This window comes from Streptomyces prunicolor NBRC 13075 (genome assembly GCF_000367365.1).
In the GTDB taxonomy this organism is placed as follows: domain Bacteria; phylum Actinomycetota; class Actinomycetes; order Streptomycetales; family Streptomycetaceae; genus Streptomyces; species Streptomyces prunicolor.
The window spans coordinates 1-17295 of record NZ_BARF01000106.1; the positions used below are offsets into that span (position 1 = coordinate 1).

A 17295-nucleotide genomic window follows, 5' to 3' on the forward strand; every position below is an offset into this window, starting at 1 on the left:
CTGCCCGCCCTGTGCACCACCCAGATCACCAGCCGGGGAATCGTCTACTACGCCTTCCCCGTCCTCAACCCGCAGATCACCGCAGCCACGGGCTGGTCGTCCACTGCCACACCGTGCTCGACTGCGGGCTCTTCCACGTCTTCGACGACGCCGACCGCGCAGCGTACGTCGACGCCCTGCGGGCCCTACTCCCGCCGGGCAGTCGCCACTTCATGCTCTGCTTCAGCGATCTGGCGCAGGGCAGCTGGGGGCATGTGCACAAGGTGACGCGGCAGGAGATCGAGGCCGCGTTCGCCGACGGCTGGCGGATCGATTCCGTCGAGGCCGCCACCATCCGGATCACCACGGACCCGGGCGGCGCAGCCGCCCGGCTCACGCCCTCACCCGGACCTGAACTCCCCCGGCCCCACCGATCCGAGGAACCCGTGCTCACCGCCACAGCGCAGATTGCCACCGAACGCCCTGGCCGGTACCTCGTACAACTCTGCAAGCACTTCGACAACAAGGGTCCCCATCTGCGCCATCGCCCGCGCTCCCACGGCGGAGACGACACGACGCAGTCCCCGAGGACACGCACCCTCTCCGAGCTCCGCCCCGACGAGATCCACGTCGATGGGGAGAATCGACGGCGTAACCCGGCACGAGTCTGAAAGACCCAGCAGGACGGGTCAGCCCGCGCCAGATCCCTGTTCAGCGGTATCACCGCAGGTCAGAACCGTCCAGTAGACAACTTCTTCCAGATCTTCTCCATCCCCACCCTTTATGGCGATCCGCGACAAGACCGTCCTCTGCGCTCGGCCGGGCCCCTGCACGCCCCGGCCCGGGAAGACCTCATCGCCCGGATTCGCGCCGTCGCCATGGACGACGGACGACCCTCTCCAGGTCTCCGGAGCACAACGCGGGCTCCTGGGCACCCGCCCGCCAGGAGCGACGCCACTACCCCGCACGACACGAACAGACAGGCCGACGTCTTGCGCTACGACCGCACCTGGCGGCTCCGACGCGCCAATGAGACGGAGAGCACGTCCCGTACCCCGGTCTCGACTCGGCGGCGCCACTGCCCTCCAGACGGACCATCAGGCACTACTGGAACACAACTGCGTGAGTGGGGCGGTCGCGCACGACGCGGCGGCCTGAGTACTGACCGCCGATCCGGAGGAACCGGGGGCGTGACGACGGCCTCGTCCTGTCAGCCGCCATTCTGTGTGGCCGTCTTGGAGTAGTTGTCCTGCCAGGCGGCCTTGGCACCCGAGTCGCCGATCCGGTAGACGTCCACCACGGCGCCGACCGCGACAGCGAGGGAAACCGCCACGACCGCGCCCCGAACCAGTATCGAGGGCGACCATGAGGCCCCCGCCGCGCCGTCCGCGGCGGGGGCCGACCGGCGGGCCGTCCACCAGACGACGGCCGAGATCACGAAGAGGCCGAGAGCCCACGGGAGCAGGCCGTCACCGAGTTCGGCGTGCTTGCGCACCAACGGGCCGCTGCCGACGTGCTGTTCCAGCCACTCCCCCGCATGGGTGGCCACCGGCACGCTGGCCAACGTCACGAGCGCGAGGATCGGCAGCAGCAGGCCGAGCCGCCGCGCACCTGCGGGCCAGGCCGCGCACACCACGAGTGCCAGGGCGCTCAGGGGTACGAGCACGATGACGAAGTGCACGAACAGGACGTGCGCGGGCAGTCCGTTGACGACTGTGAGGCTCATGAGGGCGTTCTCCATGGGGGGTTGGCCGGACGGCGGGTGGTGCGGGAGCCTCGGCACTTTTTCACAGGAAGCTCTCAGTTATCTCTGAGTCTCATCAGGATCACTGGCCCCGTGGCTCCCACGGGCGGGCCGGCTCAGGGAGCGAGTGAGAAGCAGCTCTCCTCCTCCTGGTTGAAGTGCAGGCGGAGGACGGAGTGGAGTCCGTACAGGCAGGCGCGCAGGTCGTCGAGTTGTTCCGGCTTCAGGGCACCCGCCTCGTCGCCACGCCGAGGTGAGTGGTGATGCGGCGGGAGAGGCGGGCGATCTCGGTGTGGGCCCGGCTCATGGTCTCGGTGGTCTCCGGTCCGCCGAGTTGTCTGTTCAGCGCGGGGTAGAGCTGACGTTCCTCCGCGTATTCAAGGGAGAGCAGCCGAGTGGTGAGCAGATGGTCGACGTGGCGCCCGGCGGCCAGCGATCGGAGCGTCGCACGGAGAGCAGGCCGGCGGCTTCACGGATGGCGTCCAGGGCGTCCCGGAGGTCGTCCTGTTCGGTCGCGAAGCGGTGGATGAGGTCCTCGGCCGTCCGGTTCGGGGGCGGTACGGGCGCCACGCGTCGGCAGCAGCGCGCGAAGGGCGTTGAGGATGACGGCGACGTCGATGCCTTCCTCAAGCAGGGCGCCGCCGGCCGGCGGCAGCCATCCGAGAAGGGCCGCCGCGATCATGGCGAGCAGGGACATCGCCACGCCGCCCGCGGCGCTCTGGACCACGATCCGATGGGCCCGTACGGCGATCTCCATGACGTCGGCGAGGCGGTCGGCCCGGAGAACGGCCTGGTCGGTACACGGCGTCCCCGCTCGCTCGCGGCGATGGTGGCCGTGTGCGGAGCTCGGCGAGGCCCTCCGCCAGGTCCACCAGCACTTCGCCGACACGCTCGCCGAGCTGCTCCGCCGTGGCCAGTCGGCCGGTGACATCCGAGGCGACGTCGACCCGCACACCACCGCCTGGTGGCTCGTCTCTCCTGGCAGTGGTTCTTTTCGCGCGGCCGTCGTACCGGGCCGGGACGCCGTGGAGGCCGAGCTGACGGGGATGGCTGCCGGAAGCTACCTGACGTGCCATGCGGGCCGGGTGGCAGCGTGGAGCAGGTACTCCAGGGGACCGCGACGGAAGTAGCGGGCCCACACGGTCGCCAGCAGCATGGCGGCCCCGATAAAACCCAACAGCACCGGGAGTGCGGCCATCGTCTCGTCCTCTGCCAGGGCCACGTGCCAGACGTCGCTCAGGAGCCAAAGAGCGACGATGTGCAGGACGTAGGCGGTCAGCGCCATCGCCCCGACCGCGGACACGGGCCTCGCCCACCGGGTGAGGCGTGGCATCCGGTCGGCGACGGTCAGGCACGCGGCCACCACCACAAGGGCGACGCCCGTGTTGCCCAGGACAGAGAAGGTCGTCTGGCTGTGCGGCGCGGCCACCAGGAGCCAGGCGAGCGGTGTGCCGCTCTCGGATTCACCGACCGTGTCGGACCACCAGGCCGACGACGCCGAACCGCTGCCCGTGGCCGACGAGATGACGCTCAGCGCGTGCGGGACGAGGCGCAGGGCCAGCCAGGAGCCCCCGTAACCGACGACGGCGAGCGCCCCGCCGGTCAGGGCGAGCCGGGCCCGGATCGCCGGCCGGGTGAGGTCGAGGCGGGCCACCGCCATGCCCGCGATCAGGAACGGCGCCCAGGTCAGGACCGGGTACTCACCGGTGAACAGCAGCTCTACGACGCCGTCCGTGCCACTGATCCGGGCCAGCGGGTCCGCCTGGATGACCGCGTCCGCCCAGGCGCCCACCTCAATGGACTTCCTTACGGAGTAGAGGAGTTGAGGCAGGATCAGTGCGCCGGACGCGGCGATGAGCGCCAGCGTGGCAGCGCGGAGCCGGTGCAGCGGCAGGACGGCCAGGAAGAGCAGTCCGTAGAAGCTGAGGATCACGTCGACCTCGGTGTCCAGGGCGGTCAGCGCGTAGCCGAGGATCACCAGGACGACGGCGCGGATCGCGATCCTGACCACCGCCTGCCGTCCGGCGCGGCCGGTCCGGGGCCGGGGGCGGCCGGTGATGATGACCAGCGAGAATCCGGCGAGCAGCGCGAACAGGGCGGAGGAGCGGCCGCGTGCGGTCTCCAGGAGGAAGCCGACGGGTCCGCCGACCGTGACGTCGGGGCCGACGTGGGCCGAGTACATGCCGAGGACGGCGAGTCCGCGCGCCAGGTCGATACCGATCAGCCGTCCGGTCGTTGGAGCGTCGCAGGGGACCGTCTGCCGCTCGGGTAAGGCTGCTGTCGGTGCGGCCGGGGAGGCGTCGTGTGTCATGCCTTCAGAGTTCACGGGCCGCGGGGAACAGCACACCCGGCAACCTTCCGAAGCCGGCCATCCGACCGGCCGGAACCGCACCGGCCGACCGGACGGTCCCTGCCGACGACAGGCCGGAGCCGAACCGATTCCTGCGGACGGGCGCCGCTCGGCGTGCTATCCCTCGGACGTACGGCAGTTGAGGAGCACAGCGCGCATGATCCGGGTACTGGTGGTCGACGACGAGGCTCTCGTCCGTACGGGCTTCACCCACATCCTCAACGCCGCGGACGGCATCGGAGCCGTGGCGGCGGTTCCCGGCGGTCAAGCCGTCGTGGCCGTACGGGAGTTGGGGCCCGACGTCGTCCTGCTCGACATCCGGATGCCCGACGTGGACGGGCTGACCGTCCTGGCCGAGCTCCGCCGGCTGCCGGACCCTCCCGTGGTGGCGATGCTGACGACGTTCGACACCGACGAGTACGTCGAGGCGGCGCTGCGCTCCGGTGCCGCCGGTTTCCTCCTCAAGGACACCGACCCCGAGCAACTGCCCGCTCTGATACGCGCATTGGCCGAGGGTAGAACCGTGCTGTCGTCGCAGGTCGTACGCACGGTGGTGGACGGCTTTCTCGACCAGGGCGGGCGGGATCCGTACGCCGTCCAGCTCGTCGCCCGGCTGAGCGGTCGCGAGCGTGCCGTCCTCGCGCTGATGGCCGAGGGCCTGTCCAACACCGACATCGGCGACCGGCTGCACCTGAGCACCGGCACCGTCAAAGGCCATGTCAGCGCCGTATTCGAGAAGTTGAAGGTCGACAACCGCGTGCAGGCCGCACTGGTCGCCGAACGGGCGGGCCTGCTCCGGCCGCCCGGAGACGGAGTCGCCCGATGAACCCGCGTCCGAATCCCCGGCCGACACACCCGAATCCCCGGCCGACACACCCGAATCCCCGGCTGACACACCCGAATCCCGGGCTGACACATCCGATTCCCCGGCCGACACATCCGATTCCCCGGCCGAACTCCCCCCGCCCGTCTGCCCTGTTGCTGGACGCCCTGCTGGTCTGCGTCGCGCTGCTGGACCTGTGGGTGAACCTCGACAGCGAGAACCACCCGGCCACCGCCTACGGCCTGCTCGCCGCCCTCGCTCTCACCCTGCGCCGCCACCGCCCGCTGCTCGCCTTCGCCCTCACGCTCCCCTCCGCCCTGATCGGCGACGCGGCGTTCGCCACGATGGCCGCGCTGTACACGCTCTCCTCGCTCTGCCGCCACCGCACGCTGCTCATCGGCTGCGCTCTGGCCTTCGCCACCGTCGACTTCATGCCCTGGCCGTGGACGTCCCTCGACGTCGACGAACTCGACGAGACCTACAGCCTGATCCACCTCACCTACACCCTCGCCACGGCCGCCGCCCCGGTCTTCCTCGGCCAACTCGTCCAGGCCCGACGCGAGTTGACGCTCCGGCTCGCCGAGATCTCCGAGGCCCGTGAGCAGGAGCAACTGCTCAGCGCCCAGGCGGTGCTGGCGAAGGAACGGGCCCAACTCGCCCGCGAGATGCACGATGTGGTCTCCCATCAGGTCAGCCTCATCGCCGTGACCGCCGGCGCACTCCAGGTCGGCAGCCCGGACGCCGAGGCCAGAGCGGCCGGGGCCACGATCCGCCGGCTCAGCGTGCAGACCCTGGAGGAGCTGCGCCACATGGTCGGCGTCCTGCGCGCCTCCGGCATCCGCCCCACCGAACTCACGCCCCAGCCCTCCCTCACCGACCTGCACCAGCTGATCGCGGTCAGCGGCATCGAGACGGAACTGGAGACCGACCTGCCCGACGGACTCCCGCCCACCCTCCAACGCGCCGTCTACCGCACGGTCCAGGAGGCACTCACCAACGTCCGCAAACACGCCCCCGGCGCCACCGCGACCGTCCGCATCCACCACCGGGACGGCGCCCTTTGGACCACCATCGCCAACACCACCGCCACCCGCCCCGCGCTCCCCCTCCCCGGCGCCCACCACGGCCTCGTCGGCCTGCGCCAGCGCGCCGAACTCCTCGGCGGCACCATCACCTCCGGCCCGACGACCGACGGCGGCTACCAACTCCGCCTGGAACTGCCGTCCGACGACCCGCCGTGACCTGCGCGGACCGCTCCTCGTGTCCGTCACCGGTCAACGGCCTGGATTCCCGGCCGAGTTACTGCCGCGCCTCTTCGACCGCTTCACCCGCGTCGAGACGAGCCGCCGGCATCCCCCGATCGGGTCTCAGCCGCGCGCTCGTCGCCGTCTAGCACGACGGGAGCGCCCGCGCCGAGAGCAGAACGTCCGCCGTCGTCACGCTCGACATCGCCTGCTGCGGCGGCCGGTGTCACACGCAAGTCGCGGTCATGTCCTTCCGGAGCGGCGGTGGACGAGGCCGGCCGCCGCTGCGACGGCGAGCAGCACCGCGAGTGCCGCGTAGCCGTGGGTGAGGGTGGTGAGCGTGGCAACGGCCGCGATCAGGAGCGGGCCTCCCGCGTCACCGAGTTCGCGGCCCAGTTCGGCCGCGCCCATGGTCTGGCCGAGGCGCTCGGTGGGGGTGGAAGCGGCGAGAGCCGCGAAGCCGAGCGGGGTGATCAGGCCGGTGCCGATGCCGATCAGGGCCGCACCGGTCAGGACGCCGACCAGCCCAGGGAACATGGCGCAGGCAAAGCCGGCGGCGGCGGTCAGCAGCCCAGCCGTGATGCCCGTACGGGTGGTGAGTCGTCCGTCGTCCAAAGCCCGCCCCACACGCGGCTGCACGAGCGCGGCACACGCGGCAAGCACCGACACCGCCGCGCCGGTGGCCACCGTGCCCAGCCCGGCCGCCCGGCCGGAGACCGGCAGGAAGCCCACGCCGACGGACAGCGCGGCGGTCGCGGCGGCCAACGCGCCCGTGGGACCGAGGAAGGCCGGGTCGGCGAGGCGCCGGGCCAGGTCGAGCACGGTCTGCCGGGTCTTGGGCAGCGGGGGCAGGGCAGGGACGGCGAGCGCGGCCCAGGCGGCGACCGCCGCGCCCAGCACGGCCAGTACGACGAAAAGCAGGCGAAAGCCGCCGGCCCACACCAGGACGCCGCCGAGCAGCGGGCCGAGGGTGTAGCCGATGGACTTGTAGAAGCCGTAACTGCCGAACGCCCGGCCGTGCTTGGCGGCCGGGTTGAGGCGGGCGACCAGGGCGGAGGCCGACGGGGAGAAGGCGGAGGCCGCGGCGCCCTGGCCCAGGCGGGCCGCCCACAGCCAGCCGGTGCTGTCCGCGATGGCGTACACCGCGGACGCGGCGGCGAAAGCGACCAGCCCGCCGAGCAGCACCGGGCGGGCGCCGATGCGGTCGGCCAGTGTGCCGAAGACCGGCTTGAGCAGGACCTCGGCCCCGTCGTACAACGCGAGCAGGCCGCCGAGCACCATGAGCGAGGTGACCGCATCGCCCGAGTGGCCGCCGAGGTTGGCGGCGATGCCGTGCGCGCCGAACGCGGTGGTGAACCCGGCCGCGTACAGGGGCCACATCTGCCGGGCGGGCGCTGCCTGGGAAGCCACCGGCGCAGTCATCGATCCTGCTCCGGGCCCTGGTGCAGGGCCCGGAAGACCCGCTCCGCGTAGTCCTCGCAGACGGTGGTGCACCGCTTGAGGCGCTCACCGGCCTCGGCCGCCTCCGGGGCGCCGAACACGTCCCGGGCGGTGAGGTCGCGGTGCCAGCGGCGCAGCCGTTCCAGAGACTGTTCCTCTTCCTCCAGCTCGGCCAGCGTGAACTTGGCGACACGGATCTCCTTGGCGATCTCCGCCTCGAACTTGCCGCAGTCCGCCAGGAACTCCGTCCAGTCCTCCGAGCGCGCGGCGGTGAACATGGCCTGGAAACGGGCGGCGTCCTCAGGACCGCGCCCGGACGCGTTCAGCGTCACCGCCTGGCCGCCGGACTGCTCGGTGAGTTCGAGCGCGCGGGCGATGCCGTCCGCGAAGACGGGCACGTCGGGGACGGCCCAGACGCCCTGGCCGAGCGAGAGCGCGCCGATTCTGCGCAGCTCCCGCCAGACCGCGACCCGGTGGCGTGAGGGCTCTGCCGGGAGCTTGATCACGAGGACGAGCCAGCGGCTTCCGGGTCCCCTGTTCAACTTCGTCACGCTGCAGAATGTAGCAGGCGTTACATCCAGCCGGCATCGTACGAAATCAGGTCAGGCGTTGACCACCCCCGCGGCCGGCAGACCCGGAAGCACCACCCCGACGACCCGGTAGATCACGAAGGCGTTGAAGGAGTGCGTCGGACACGAGCGGGAGTTCGGGTGAGCGGCTCAGGACGCCCGGCGGGCGCTGCTGGCCCGGCGTATGCCGTAGGCGGCGATGCCGACGGCCAGGACCATGGTTCCCCATGCGACGGAGTCGGCGGGCAGGGTGAAGGCCAGCAGCAGGCAGCCGGCCAGGCCGACCGCCGGGACGGTGCGGTGCGGACGGTTCTCGTCCGGCCTGAGCGTCCAGGCGGAGGCGTTGGCGACGGCGTAGTAGACCAGGACGCCGAAGGAGGAGAAGCCGATCGCGCCACGTACGTCGGCGGTGGCGGCGAGCACCACGACCACGGCGCCCACCAGCAGTTCAGCGCGGTGCGGCACCTGGAAGCGCGGATGAACGGCGGCCAGGACGTGGGGCAGGTGCCGGTCACGGGCCATCGCCAGGGTGGTGCGGGAGACACCCAGGATCAGAGCGAGCAAGGAGCCGAGCGCGGCGACGGCCGCCCCGACCCGCACGACGGGCGCCAGCCAGTCCGCACCCGCGGCCCGCACCGCATCCGACAGCGGCGCGGCCGCCTCGCCCAGCTCCCGGGGGCCGAGCACCATCAGGACGGCGAGGGCTACGGCCGCGTACACGACCAGGGTCAGGCCGAGGGCGAGCGGGATGGCGCGGGGGATGGTGCGCGCGGGATCGCGGACCTCCTCGCCGAGGGTGGCGATGCGGGCGTACCCGGCGAAGGCGAAGAACAGCAGGCCCGCCGCCTGCAGTACGCCGGTGACGGTGGCGTCGGAGCCGACACCTAGCCGGCCCGCGTCCGCTGTCGCCGAGGTGAGGCTGGCGACCACGACCGCCGCGAGCACCGCCAGCACGACGGCGACGACCGCCCGGGTGAGCCATGCGGACTTCTGGATCCCGGCATAGTTCACGGCGGTCAGCGCCACCACCGCAGCGCCGGCCACCGCGTGGGCGTGACCGGGCCACACGTATGAGCCGACGGTCAGCGCCATTGCCGCGCAGGAGGCGGTCTTGCCGATCACGAAGGCCCAGCCGGCCAGGTAGCCCCAGAAGTCGCCGAGGCGTTCGCGGCCATAGACGTAGGTGCCGCCCGAAGCCGGATAGCGGGCGGCCAGCCGGGCGGAGGAGGTGGCGTTGCAGTACGCCACCGCCGCGGCCACCGCCAGAGCGACCAGCAGCCCGGAGCCGGCCGCGCGGGCGGCCGGGGCGAGCGCCGCGAAGATGCCCGCGCCGATCATCGAACCGAGTCCGATGAGGACGGCGTCGCCGATGCCGAGCCGCCGCTGGAGCTGAGGTGACGCGGTCTCGGCGGGCTGACTCATGACGTGCCTCCGTCTTCCGGCATTGAGCGTCGGGACTCCCGACAGTAAATTACATCAATTTGGTTTGATGTAATTTGGCTTCATGAGGCCCTCGAATCCCGTAGCCCCTGCGTTCGTGCAGCTGGCCGCCCACCCGCTGCGGTGGAAGCTGCTGGCCGAACTGGCTGCGAGTGACTACCGGGTTCGTGAGCTGGTCGAACGGGTCGGCCAGCCACAGAACCTGGTCTCCTACCATCTGCGGCTGCTCCGCGGCGGCGGGCTGGTCACCGCCCGCCGCAGCAGCTTCGACGCCCGCGACAGCTACTACCACCTGGACCTGCAGCAGTGCGCCCACGCGCTCGCCCACGCCGGTACCGCCCTGCACCCGGCGCTGGGTTTCACCCCCGCCCCGCCGCCCTCGCCGCGGCCGGAGAGGCGGCCCGCCGTCCTGTTCACATGCACCGGCAACAGCGCCCGCTCCCCGATCGCCGAGGCGCTGCTGCGCCACCGCACCGACGGTCACGTCGAGGTGGCCAGTGCCGGCAGCCACCCCAAACCCCGCATCCATTCCGACGCCGTGCAGGTCCTGCGTGAGCAGCACGGCATCGACATCTCCGGGCAGCGCCCGCGACACCTGGACACCTTGCTCGGCCGCCGGTTCGACTACGTGATCAGCCTGTGCGACAAAGTCCGCGAGGTCCGCCCCGGCTTCGGCGACCAGCCACGGCTGGTCCACTGGAGCATCCCCGACCCGGTTGCAGCCGCCGGCCCCGGCCCGGACGGCCACCCGGCATTCGTCCGCACGGCAGCAGAGATCGACACCCGTATCCGCTACCTGCTGCCGCTGCTCACCCTCACGCCACAGGAGGTTCAGCCGTGACCACGTCCGACCAGCTCGCCGGCGTCCGCTACCTCGTCGTCGACGTCCAGGCGGCCATCGACTTCTACACCACCCACCTGGGCTTCACCCTTCCGCAGCCACCCCGTCCCGCCTTCGCGGACGTGACCCGCGGGCCGCTGCGGCTGCTGCTGTCCGGCCCGGCCGGCTCCGGCGCCCGCGCCACCCCCAGCGACCTCGGCGCCGGGGGCAACCGCATCCACCTGGCCGTCGACGACCTCGACGCCGAGATCGACCGGCTGCGTGGCGCCGGACTGACCTTCCTCAGCGATGTGGTCTCAGGCCCGGCGGGCGTCAGACCCTGCCTACCGACCCCGCCGGGAACCTCATCGAACTGTTCGGACCCGCCCGCTGGGCGAAGCGCATTCACACCTGCCGCAAGCGAGTTGCGGTAGCACTGGAGCCGCCGATCATGTGCAGCAGGCGCACCCGGGACGGCAGCCGCACGCGTCGCTCACCTTGGCCGCGGCCGGAACCGTCGCGGCGGAGGGGGCGCAGCAGCCCTTGCCCTGCCAGGCGTCGCCCTTCCTTGAGGCGACCACTGACAACGAGACTCCAAATCAGGACCAGGCGAACCACAGGCGCGCCCCCGACAGGCCGATCTCCGACACGACGCCTCGAAACGTCCGCCCAACCCCTGTGCAGCAACGCAGCCCGACACCTACGGAACGCCCGGAGACCACGGCGACGTCGGTAACAGACTGCGAACAGGACACTCTGCTTCGCCAGCACCGCAGCAACGTTCCCCACCTCCGCGCCGAGTCGCCCCCTGGGGAGAATCTGGGGAGGATGAGCGGCGCTGGGGAGCGCGTGGGGAGAATCGACTGCGTAACGCGGCATGCCCCCGAAAGACGCGGAAAGAGTCATTCGCGCAGGCCAGAGGCGAGTTGAGCCACATCGTCGCAGGTCAGCGCCCCCAGGTAGACAACGTCAAGAAGATCTCTTCGCCCCTCCGGCTTCGCGGATGCCGACACGCTTCGTAGGCACTCCGCCCCACGTGCGCCCCTATGGACCCACGACCAAGATCCGGACCATACGCGGGCCACAGTCCGCCGACTCCCCCCGACTCCCCCGCGAGCCAGGCATTCACACTGGTCAGGGGCGCGCAAGGGCTGTACCACCAGCAGACCAAGAACCTGTTGGGCATTCTGCACACATGACTGAGCACCACCTCTGACATCACGAACTCCTCAGCGGTGTCCCTCAGCCAGACTGCACACCACATCGCCTGACCAGGGATGCTGCGCGACTGACACCCCATCAGAACGAGCGTCACGAGCGTCATTTCAGCGTCAAGATATCGCCCGTAACGCCCACACCGCACATAATGCGCACGCACAAAACCGCAGGTCAGGACAGCTTGGCGACCGGCTCAAGGATGGCAACACACTCCACATGATGGGTCATCGGGAACACGTTGGCCGAGGCCGCTCGCTCCCGGCCAGGTCGCCCAAGGACACAGTCCCCCTGTCGATTCCACATCCGCTGCGCCAGTTCAGGTATCGACGCACCCGCGGCAGGTAGTTCAGCCGGGTGGGCGGATCAACGTGCCTTCGGTGAGGGACAGTTCACCGCTGTGGTCGGTCCACGCCAAGCAGATGGTCAAGCGCGGCGGATAAGGGACCGGGCCACCGCTCAGGCGATTCCGTACCGGTCGATGGCCTGTGTCGTCGCCGTTCTCAGTTCTCGGGCATGGAGCCCTTGACTCGCTCCAGTTGCTCGGGAGACAGCGGTTGCTCCCACAGGGCCAACGTCCACTGCCAGTTGCCGTCCTGCCACCGATGCACGAAGGCTTGTGGGTCCGCGACCCAGCCGGGCTCGAAGGGTGCGGTGTCCAGCTGTTGCCTGATGAGCACCGCCATGGAGGGCGTCTCTTGCGGTGCCCCGTCGTTGTACAGGTCGATCGCGAGCACGCCGGTGGCGAGGTCGCCGTCGAACACGTGCGGTTCGAAGTGCCCGCGGCCGCCGGGCCAGAAGGCCGGGACGGGCAGGGCCTCCTCGCGGTAGTGCGCGGTGACTTCGTCGCGTCGATGCTGGCGGGCTTCTTCCACCTCTGCCATGGCGTCGGTCCACTGGAAGCGGCTGTCCGGCAGTTCTCCGGGAAACTCCAGCTCCGACAGCTCTTCCCGGTATCCGGCTTCTTTGACCTCGGCCGCCAGGAGGATGCCGGTCCGGGCATCGACGACTACGTGCAAGGGGTGGGGGACGGAAGGCGTGGTCAGAGTGACCGCCCAGGCATCCCGTCCGTCGCAGCGTACCGCCGTCGGCTCACCCTGGTTCGTCGCCTCTGTCAGTGCCGGGCCGGGAACGGGGGAAATCAGGCGGGCCGGCTCGGGGGCGAGGTCCCACGGGAACTGCGCGCCGAATTCCAGCCCGCGCGTCGCATCCTCGGCTCGGGGACCCTCATCCGGTTCCCGCACGTCGAGGGAGATGTCTCCGTTGCCGTGGTCGAGAAACCAGTCGTAGGGAGGACGGTAGGCGAAGCGTGTGGAGGTACGAACCACGCTGGCGGGAGGCCAGCCACGTCCGTTGTCCCGCCGGGGCTGGATCGAGGTGTGAAGGCCCACTACGGCGGGCTTGGGCGAGCGGGTCAGCAGGTCCCGCAGCTCGGTCCAGTTCACTGTCGCTGTCCTCCGCCGTGCACAGGCTCAACTGCCGTCGCCGGTACTGTGGCACAGCTTCGTGGTCGTGTTGGTCACGCAGACGTCCCAGCCGCGGAACTTCTCTCCGGACTTCCCATCGTCGCCGACCGCGTGCGAACCGTCGGCGAAGGTCACGAACATGTTGATCATGGGGAACTTGGTCACCACAGCCGTACGGCCGAGGTTCTTCACGATCTGCTGATTGTTCACGGCGACACCGGAACCATGGCCCTGCGCCCCGTCGCTCTTCCACGTCGAACAGGTCTCGTCCGAGGCGTTGGGGATGTTGACACCGCACTCGTAGACGTAGTCCATGTGGAACTGGGACGGCCCCGTCCAGCGGCTGCCATAAAAGGTGATCTCCCAGTACTTCGACATTCGCCCGCGCACGTACTCCTTGATGGCGACTTTGACCTGCTGAACGGGGTGACACCCGTTGGAATCGCAGTTGGCTTCGATGGCGTACACGTCCGCCGACTTGTACACGTAGTCAGTGCTGCGCGAACCCTTGCGCAGCTTGTAGCCATCAGGCGTACCAGCCCGCGGCGCCACAACACCGCGCCCCGCCAGCTGCCGTTGTACGGCGCCCGGGAGCCCCGACACGGGTGTGACCTCACCTTCCGGCAGAGGCTGATCGGAGAAGTAACCCACGGTCTTGTTGTCCCCGGCCGAAGGCTCGTAGGAGAAGTAGCCGACCTTCGTCCCCAGGGAGTCCTGAGGCTTCACAGTGTCTGCCGGAGCGGCGCCTGCAAGGCCGACGGCAACCGCGGCCACCACAACTGCGACACATACCTGCCTGAACACCATCACGTCCCCCTGGACACTTCACGCCATCGGTCGCCGACTCCCGGTCGTGGAGACGGCGAAGGATCTATCGAGCGCGCCATAGCCAGTTCACAGCTCACACACGACGCGCCCCGCATATCGCACAAAACGCGCATGCCTGCCAGAGCCGCAGGACAAGATTCCACTCGCGCCAGGGGCGACGCCACGGCTCTGCTACGCCGCCCGCGCTATCGGCTGACCCCCCTGAGCCGGGTTCGGAGAACCTGACGCTCACCGGTGGCCTGTTCAGTCGTTCGAGCCTCAGTGCAGGAAACATGGCATCCGCGAATGCAGGAGCGGAGAGTGGCGTCGCGCAAGTACGGCCAAGGACCTACTGGTGAGATCCCTGTGTCCGATCAGGCACAGGTGCCTCGCTGGCCACCCCAACGCTGCGGTTCGCCCTCACCAGAGCCGCCAGTCGTCTCGATCGCCCGGCTCCAACTCGCAACTCCTTCCGCAGAGTTTCGGCCGACGCCGGGCGCTGGTGAAGCTCCCGGTGCCGGGCATCAAGCAGCCGAGCCTGCGCCAGCAACGGATCGTCGTCATCGTGCAGCCGCTCGCTCGTCGCCTGCCCCCTGCGCCCTCCCCACTCCCCCTGAAGGCCATCCGGGCGGTGCACCAGCAGCTCCACCGACAACAGCAGCGCTACCGGAGGCCACCCAGCGACCAACACCGGCTTCCACTCCAAAGCCGGGGCTGCCGCAACGTTCGCAGCCAGGGAAACCGCGATACCCAGAAGGAACGCCGACCACACCGCGCCTCGGGCCCGGCGAGTGTGGGTCCCGGAAGGCTTCAGCAAGCCGACCGTGGCCAAGAGCAAGAGGCCGTCCACGGACAGCGGCCACAACGAGGCGCCGACCGTGTCCGCCCCACCCTGCGACGCGAACTCCCGCTGATGAACATACGAGGCGTAGGCCGCCACCCCGGCAACCACGAGAGCACACAGAGAACGGACCCACGCATCGAGATCGAAGCCCCGGCTCCCGGTGACTCCCTCCCGGGGGTCGGTGGCATCACTCATCAGACCCACCACTGGGGCACCATCCCAGTGCACAACGCGTGCACACTTCCACGGGAACTCCCGGGAACTCGCAGGTAGAAGCGGGAAGCCCCCGGACACGGGAAAGGGCCCCGACCGGCCCATAAGACCAGGTCAGAGCCCTGCTGGCAGACGAGTCGGGCTGTACGTCCAGGTACACACCGAGGCAAGACAGCCGACCGAGGTCGAACACCGGGATGCGGTGTTCCCGGGCGACCGCGCGCACGAGGCCCGGGTCCGGCGGGAGTTCGTCGTGGCCGAGGGTGGGGATCACACAGCGCGGTGTGGGGACCAGCACGCGGAACAGCGCCTCCCCCACCCGCAGGCGCGAACCCACCCAGTCGTCCTCCGGAAAGCCGGGCTCGCCAAGGGTGTCGACGACCAGGTTCGGCCGGAAGCGGCGTGCGTCGAAGTCGCCGGCGGGATACACGCTGCGCATCCGGTCGAGGGCGGCCGTGGTGACGAGATGGACCCGGCCGAAGTCGAAGAACGCGCCCGGCGCGACACCGCCCGTCGTGATGCTCTCCCCCGTCGCGTCGACGGTCGCCGACTCCCGCACGACGTCCGGGACCCCGCCCTCGTACTCGGGCACGGCACGCTCCAGCCGGCTGTGCTCCGGTACGACGCCGGAGACGGACACCTGGCGGCCCAGTAGCTTGGACAACTCCGTGTCCAGGTCGGGGTCTTCGACCGGCAGGGCGGTGCCGTTCGGCAGGACGACCCGGACCACACCGGAGTCGTCGAGGCGGCTCCGGCAGCGCAGCAACTCGCCCCACTTCCGGGGGTGTTTGGCGCTGCCCACCGCGCCCGTCCCGTCGAGGACGGCGTAGACCCGGTCCCCGGACAACCCGTTCTCCGTGACCGCGGCAGCGATCACGGCCTCGCCCAACATCGACTTCACCGGATACCGGTACAGCGCCGTCACAGTCCCCATGGATCAACTATTGCCGATCCAACTACTGTCAAAGGGTGAGGAGTTCCTCGTAGAAACCGCCGAATCCCCGTTCGCGGTCGATGAGATGGATCTCCAGGATCCAGTGACAGGCACGGCCGGTCTTGTCGGTGCGGCGCATGGGGGTGTCGTTCTCGGGGGTGACGTACGACTCGACGTGCGCGCCCTCGATCGTCTCGTGCGGGAACTCGCCGACCAGGTGCCCGGCGTGCCAGCCGCCCAGCTCCCAACCCGCCTTGTCGGCAAGGCGGGAGACCTCGGTGTAGAGGCGCGCGCCGGTGGCATCCGGGGTGTTCTCGAAGAAGCGCCGGCCGGCCGCGAACACCTTGGGGAGGTCGTCGCGCAGCCGGTGCTTGACCGGGTCGTCGCCGAGGACGAAGGTCCGGCCGAAGTCGGCCTCGTACTCCTCGAAGATCGGCCCGAAGTCGGCGAACACGATGTCGTCCGCGCCGATCACCCGGTCCGGCGGGTTCTCCTTGTACGGCTTGAGGGTGTTCGGGCCGGAGCGCACGATCCGCTTGTGCCAGTGCCGGGTCGTGCCGAACATCGCGTTCGCGAGGTCGCGAACCCGGTCGCTGACGGCCCGCTCCCCCTCGCCGGGCGCCACGAGCCCGCGCTCCTCGATCTCCGTGAAGAGCAGCGCGGCCTTGGCCTGGGCATCGAGCAGGCGGGCGGCCCGCGTGGGTTCGTCATCAGCCATGGGGCGAACCTAGGCCAGCTAGATCGTTGTCGGCAACGTGATTCGCTATGGGCCGGCTCACTCCACCGGCACCCTCGGATTTGCCAGGAGGAGGAGAACTCCCAGGTGGCGCATGCGACGGGGTCGGTGACGGGCGTGGCAGGAGCGGCTAGCTTATGGACGCACAGGACGTAATAAATCCGGCAATACACCCCTTTTCTCTGTGAGGCGTTCCGTCATGAGCTTGAGCATCCGCAACCAGATTCCCGGCACCGTCACGGCGGTCACGCCCGGCGCGGTGATGGCGACCGTGAAGGTGCGCCTCGACGGCGGCCAGGACCTCATCGCGGCGATCACGTTGGAGGCGGTGAAGGACCTGGGGCTCGCCGAGGGTACGGCCGTGCGCGCGATGATGAAGTCCACCGAGGTCGCGCTCGCCACGAGCCGGGTGGCGGGGGTGTCCATCCGCAACCAGCTGCCGGGCACGGTCAGCGATGTCGCCACCGGCGGGGCGATGGCCGTCGTGAAGGTCACGGTCGACGGCGGTGAGCTGACCGCGGCGATCACGAAGGACGCGGTGGGCGACCTCGGGCTGCGGACGGGTTCGTCGGTCGTCGCCCTGATCAAGTCGACCGAGGTGTCGCTGGCGACCGTCTGACGGGCGGGGCGTGGTGGCCGGGATTCCGGTGCGGGGCGACGCGCGGACCCGC

General features: G+C 70.1%; 16 protein-coding genes and 1 pseudogene. 6 read left to right on the forward strand and 11 right to left on the reverse strand.

The annotated features are described in order from the left end of the window. Positions 1 to 113 precede the first annotated feature (113 nt). Complete coding sequence (locus SPR02S_RS65325; RefSeq protein ID WP_019063528.1) at positions 114 to 650, forward strand: hypothetical protein; 537 nt, start codon at positions 114 to 116, stop codon at positions 648 to 650. Between the two features lie 539 nt (positions 651 to 1189). On the opposite strand, the gene SPR02S_RS44515 is transcribed toward SPR02S_RS65325, so the two are convergent. The 3 genes and pseudogenes from SPR02S_RS44515 to SPR02S_RS44530 all read right to left on the reverse strand — a co-directional run bounded on the left by SPR02S_RS44515 (position 1190) and on the right by SPR02S_RS44530 (position 4034). Further along, on the reverse strand, positions 1190 to 1705 hold the full coding sequence (locus tag SPR02S_RS44515) for a DUF2231 domain-containing protein (RefSeq protein ID WP_019063529.1): 516 nt from the start codon (positions 1703 to 1705) through the stop codon (positions 1190 to 1192). 134 nt (positions 1706 to 1839) lie between these two features. Next, a pseudogene (locus SPR02S_RS63620) lies at positions 1840 to 2504 on the reverse strand (hemerythrin domain-containing protein); the annotation flags it as partial. A gap of 279 nt (positions 2505 to 2783) precedes the next feature. Then, positions 2784 to 4034 carry a DUF418 domain-containing protein gene (locus SPR02S_RS44530; protein WP_019063531.1) on the reverse strand — a complete coding sequence of 417 codons (1251 nt, stop codon included), beginning with the start codon at positions 4032 to 4034 and terminating at the stop codon, positions 2784 to 2786. Positions 4035 to 4230: 196 nt separating this feature from the next. Here SPR02S_RS44530 and SPR02S_RS44535 point away from each other — a divergent pair, with 196 nt between their 5' ends. Continuing rightward, complete coding sequence (locus tag SPR02S_RS44535; protein ID WP_019063532.1) at positions 4231 to 4899, forward strand: response regulator; 669 nt, start codon at positions 4231 to 4233, stop codon at positions 4897 to 4899. Positions 4900 to 5051: 152 nt separating this feature from the next. Then, positions 5052 to 6137: a sensor histidine kinase gene (locus SPR02S_RS44540; RefSeq protein WP_019063533.1), complete on the forward strand. Its 1086-nt coding sequence runs from the start codon at positions 5052 to 5054 to the stop codon at positions 6135 to 6137. 246 nt (positions 6138 to 6383) lie between these two features. Here the strand turns inward: SPR02S_RS44540 and SPR02S_RS44545 are convergent, their stop codons facing one another. The 3 genes from SPR02S_RS44545 to SPR02S_RS44555 form a co-directional block, all read right to left on the reverse strand. Further along, positions 6384 to 7562 (reverse strand): MFS transporter, encoded by a 1179-nt coding sequence (locus SPR02S_RS44545; protein ID WP_019063534.1) that lies wholly within the window; start codon positions 7560 to 7562, stop codon positions 6384 to 6386. After that, entirely contained in the window at positions 7559 to 8131 is a 573-nt protein-coding gene (locus SPR02S_RS44550) for a Chromate resistance protein ChrB (RefSeq protein ID WP_019063535.1), read from the reverse strand. The genes SPR02S_RS44545 and SPR02S_RS44550 overlap by 4 nt, the downstream gene beginning before the upstream one ends. A 168-nt stretch (positions 8132 to 8299) precedes the next feature. Then, positions 8300 to 9571 carry an APC family permease gene (locus SPR02S_RS44555; protein ID WP_019063536.1) on the reverse strand — a complete coding sequence of 424 codons (1272 nt, stop codon included), beginning with the start codon at positions 9569 to 9571 and terminating at the stop codon, positions 8300 to 8302. An 82-nt stretch (positions 9572 to 9653) separates the two neighbouring features. Here SPR02S_RS44555 and SPR02S_RS44560 point away from each other — a divergent pair, with 82 nt between their 5' ends. Both SPR02S_RS44560 and SPR02S_RS57740 read left to right on the forward strand, forming a co-directional pair. Next, entirely contained in the window at positions 9654 to 10430 is a 777-nt protein-coding gene (locus tag SPR02S_RS44560; RefSeq protein ID WP_026151443.1) for an arsenate reductase/protein-tyrosine-phosphatase family protein, read from the forward strand. Further along, a complete protein-coding gene (locus tag SPR02S_RS57740; RefSeq protein ID WP_245607727.1) occupies positions 10427 to 10843 on the forward strand; it encodes a VOC family protein in 417 nt (138 codons plus the stop codon). The genes SPR02S_RS44560 and SPR02S_RS57740 overlap by 4 nt, the downstream gene beginning before the upstream one ends. A gap of 1284 nt (positions 10844 to 12127) precedes the next feature. On the opposite strand, the gene SPR02S_RS44570 is transcribed toward SPR02S_RS57740, so the two are convergent. The 5 genes from SPR02S_RS44570 to SPR02S_RS44590 all read right to left on the reverse strand — a co-directional run bounded on the left by SPR02S_RS44570 (position 12128) and on the right by SPR02S_RS44590 (position 16606). After that, positions 12128 to 13069: a hypothetical protein gene (locus SPR02S_RS44570; RefSeq protein ID WP_019063538.1), complete on the reverse strand. Its 942-nt coding sequence runs from the start codon at positions 13067 to 13069 to the stop codon at positions 12128 to 12130. Positions 13070 to 13096: 27 nt separating this feature from the next. Then, a complete protein-coding gene (locus SPR02S_RS44575; protein WP_158697977.1) occupies positions 13097 to 13816 on the reverse strand; it encodes a hypothetical protein in 720 nt (239 codons plus the stop codon). Positions 13817 to 14246: 430 nt separating this feature from the next. After that, on the reverse strand, positions 14247 to 14936 hold the full coding sequence (locus SPR02S_RS44580; RefSeq protein WP_043258911.1) for a DUF2637 domain-containing protein: 690 nt from the start codon (positions 14934 to 14936) through the stop codon (positions 14247 to 14249). After that, the gene (locus SPR02S_RS44585; RefSeq protein ID WP_052347151.1) at positions 14929 to 15888 is read right to left on the reverse strand and encodes an MOSC domain-containing protein; all 960 of its coding nucleotides are present in this window, start codon (positions 15886 to 15888) and stop codon (positions 14929 to 14931) included. The genes SPR02S_RS44580 and SPR02S_RS44585 overlap by 8 nt, the downstream gene beginning before the upstream one ends. Positions 15889 to 15916: 28 nt before the next feature. Next, on the reverse strand, positions 15917 to 16606 hold the full coding sequence (locus tag SPR02S_RS44590) for a M24 family metallopeptidase (protein ID WP_019063542.1): 690 nt from the start codon (positions 16604 to 16606) through the stop codon (positions 15917 to 15919). Positions 16607 to 16823: 217 nt separating this feature from the next. On the opposite strand from SPR02S_RS44590, the gene SPR02S_RS44595 reads away from it, so the two are divergent. Beyond that, the gene (locus SPR02S_RS44595; RefSeq protein ID WP_019063543.1) at positions 16824 to 17243 is read left to right on the forward strand and encodes a TOBE domain-containing protein; all 420 of its coding nucleotides are present in this window, start codon (positions 16824 to 16826) and stop codon (positions 17241 to 17243) included. Positions 17244 to 17295 lie beyond the last annotated feature (52 nt).

Coding starts and splice junctions, on each gene's coding strand:
- SPR02S_RS44515 (WP_019063529.1), bottom strand. CDS start 1,705: ATGAGCCTCACAGTCGTCAACGGACTGCCCGCGCACGTCCTGTTCGTG.
- SPR02S_RS44530 (WP_019063531.1), bottom strand. CDS start 4,034: ATGACACACGACGCCTCCCCGGCCGCACCGACAGCAGCCTTACCCGAG.
- SPR02S_RS44535 (WP_019063532.1), top strand. CDS start 4,231: ATGATCCGGGTACTGGTGGTCGACGACGAGGCTCTCGTCCGTACGGGC.
- SPR02S_RS44545 (WP_019063534.1), bottom strand. CDS start 7,562: ATGACTGCGCCGGTGGCTTCCCAGGCAGCGCCCGCCCGGCAGATGTGG.
- SPR02S_RS44555 (WP_019063536.1), bottom strand. CDS start 9,571: ATGAGTCAGCCCGCCGAGACCGCGTCACCTCAGCTCCAGCGGCGGCTC.
- SPR02S_RS44560 (WP_026151443.1), top strand. CDS start 9,654: ATGAGGCCCTCGAATCCCGTAGCCCCTGCGTTCGTGCAGCTGGCCGCC.
- SPR02S_RS44580 (WP_043258911.1), bottom strand. CDS start 14,936: ATGAGTGATGCCACCGACCCCCGGGAGGGAGTCACCGGGAGCCGGGGC.
- SPR02S_RS44585 (WP_052347151.1), bottom strand. CDS start 15,888: ATGGGGACTGTGACGGCGCTGTACCGGTATCCGGTGAAGTCGATGTTG.
- SPR02S_RS44590 (WP_019063542.1), bottom strand. CDS start 16,606: ATGGCTGATGACGAACCCACGCGGGCCGCCCGCCTGCTCGATGCCCAG.
- SPR02S_RS44595 (WP_019063543.1), top strand. CDS start 16,824: ATGAGCTTGAGCATCCGCAACCAGATTCCCGGCACCGTCACGGCGGTC.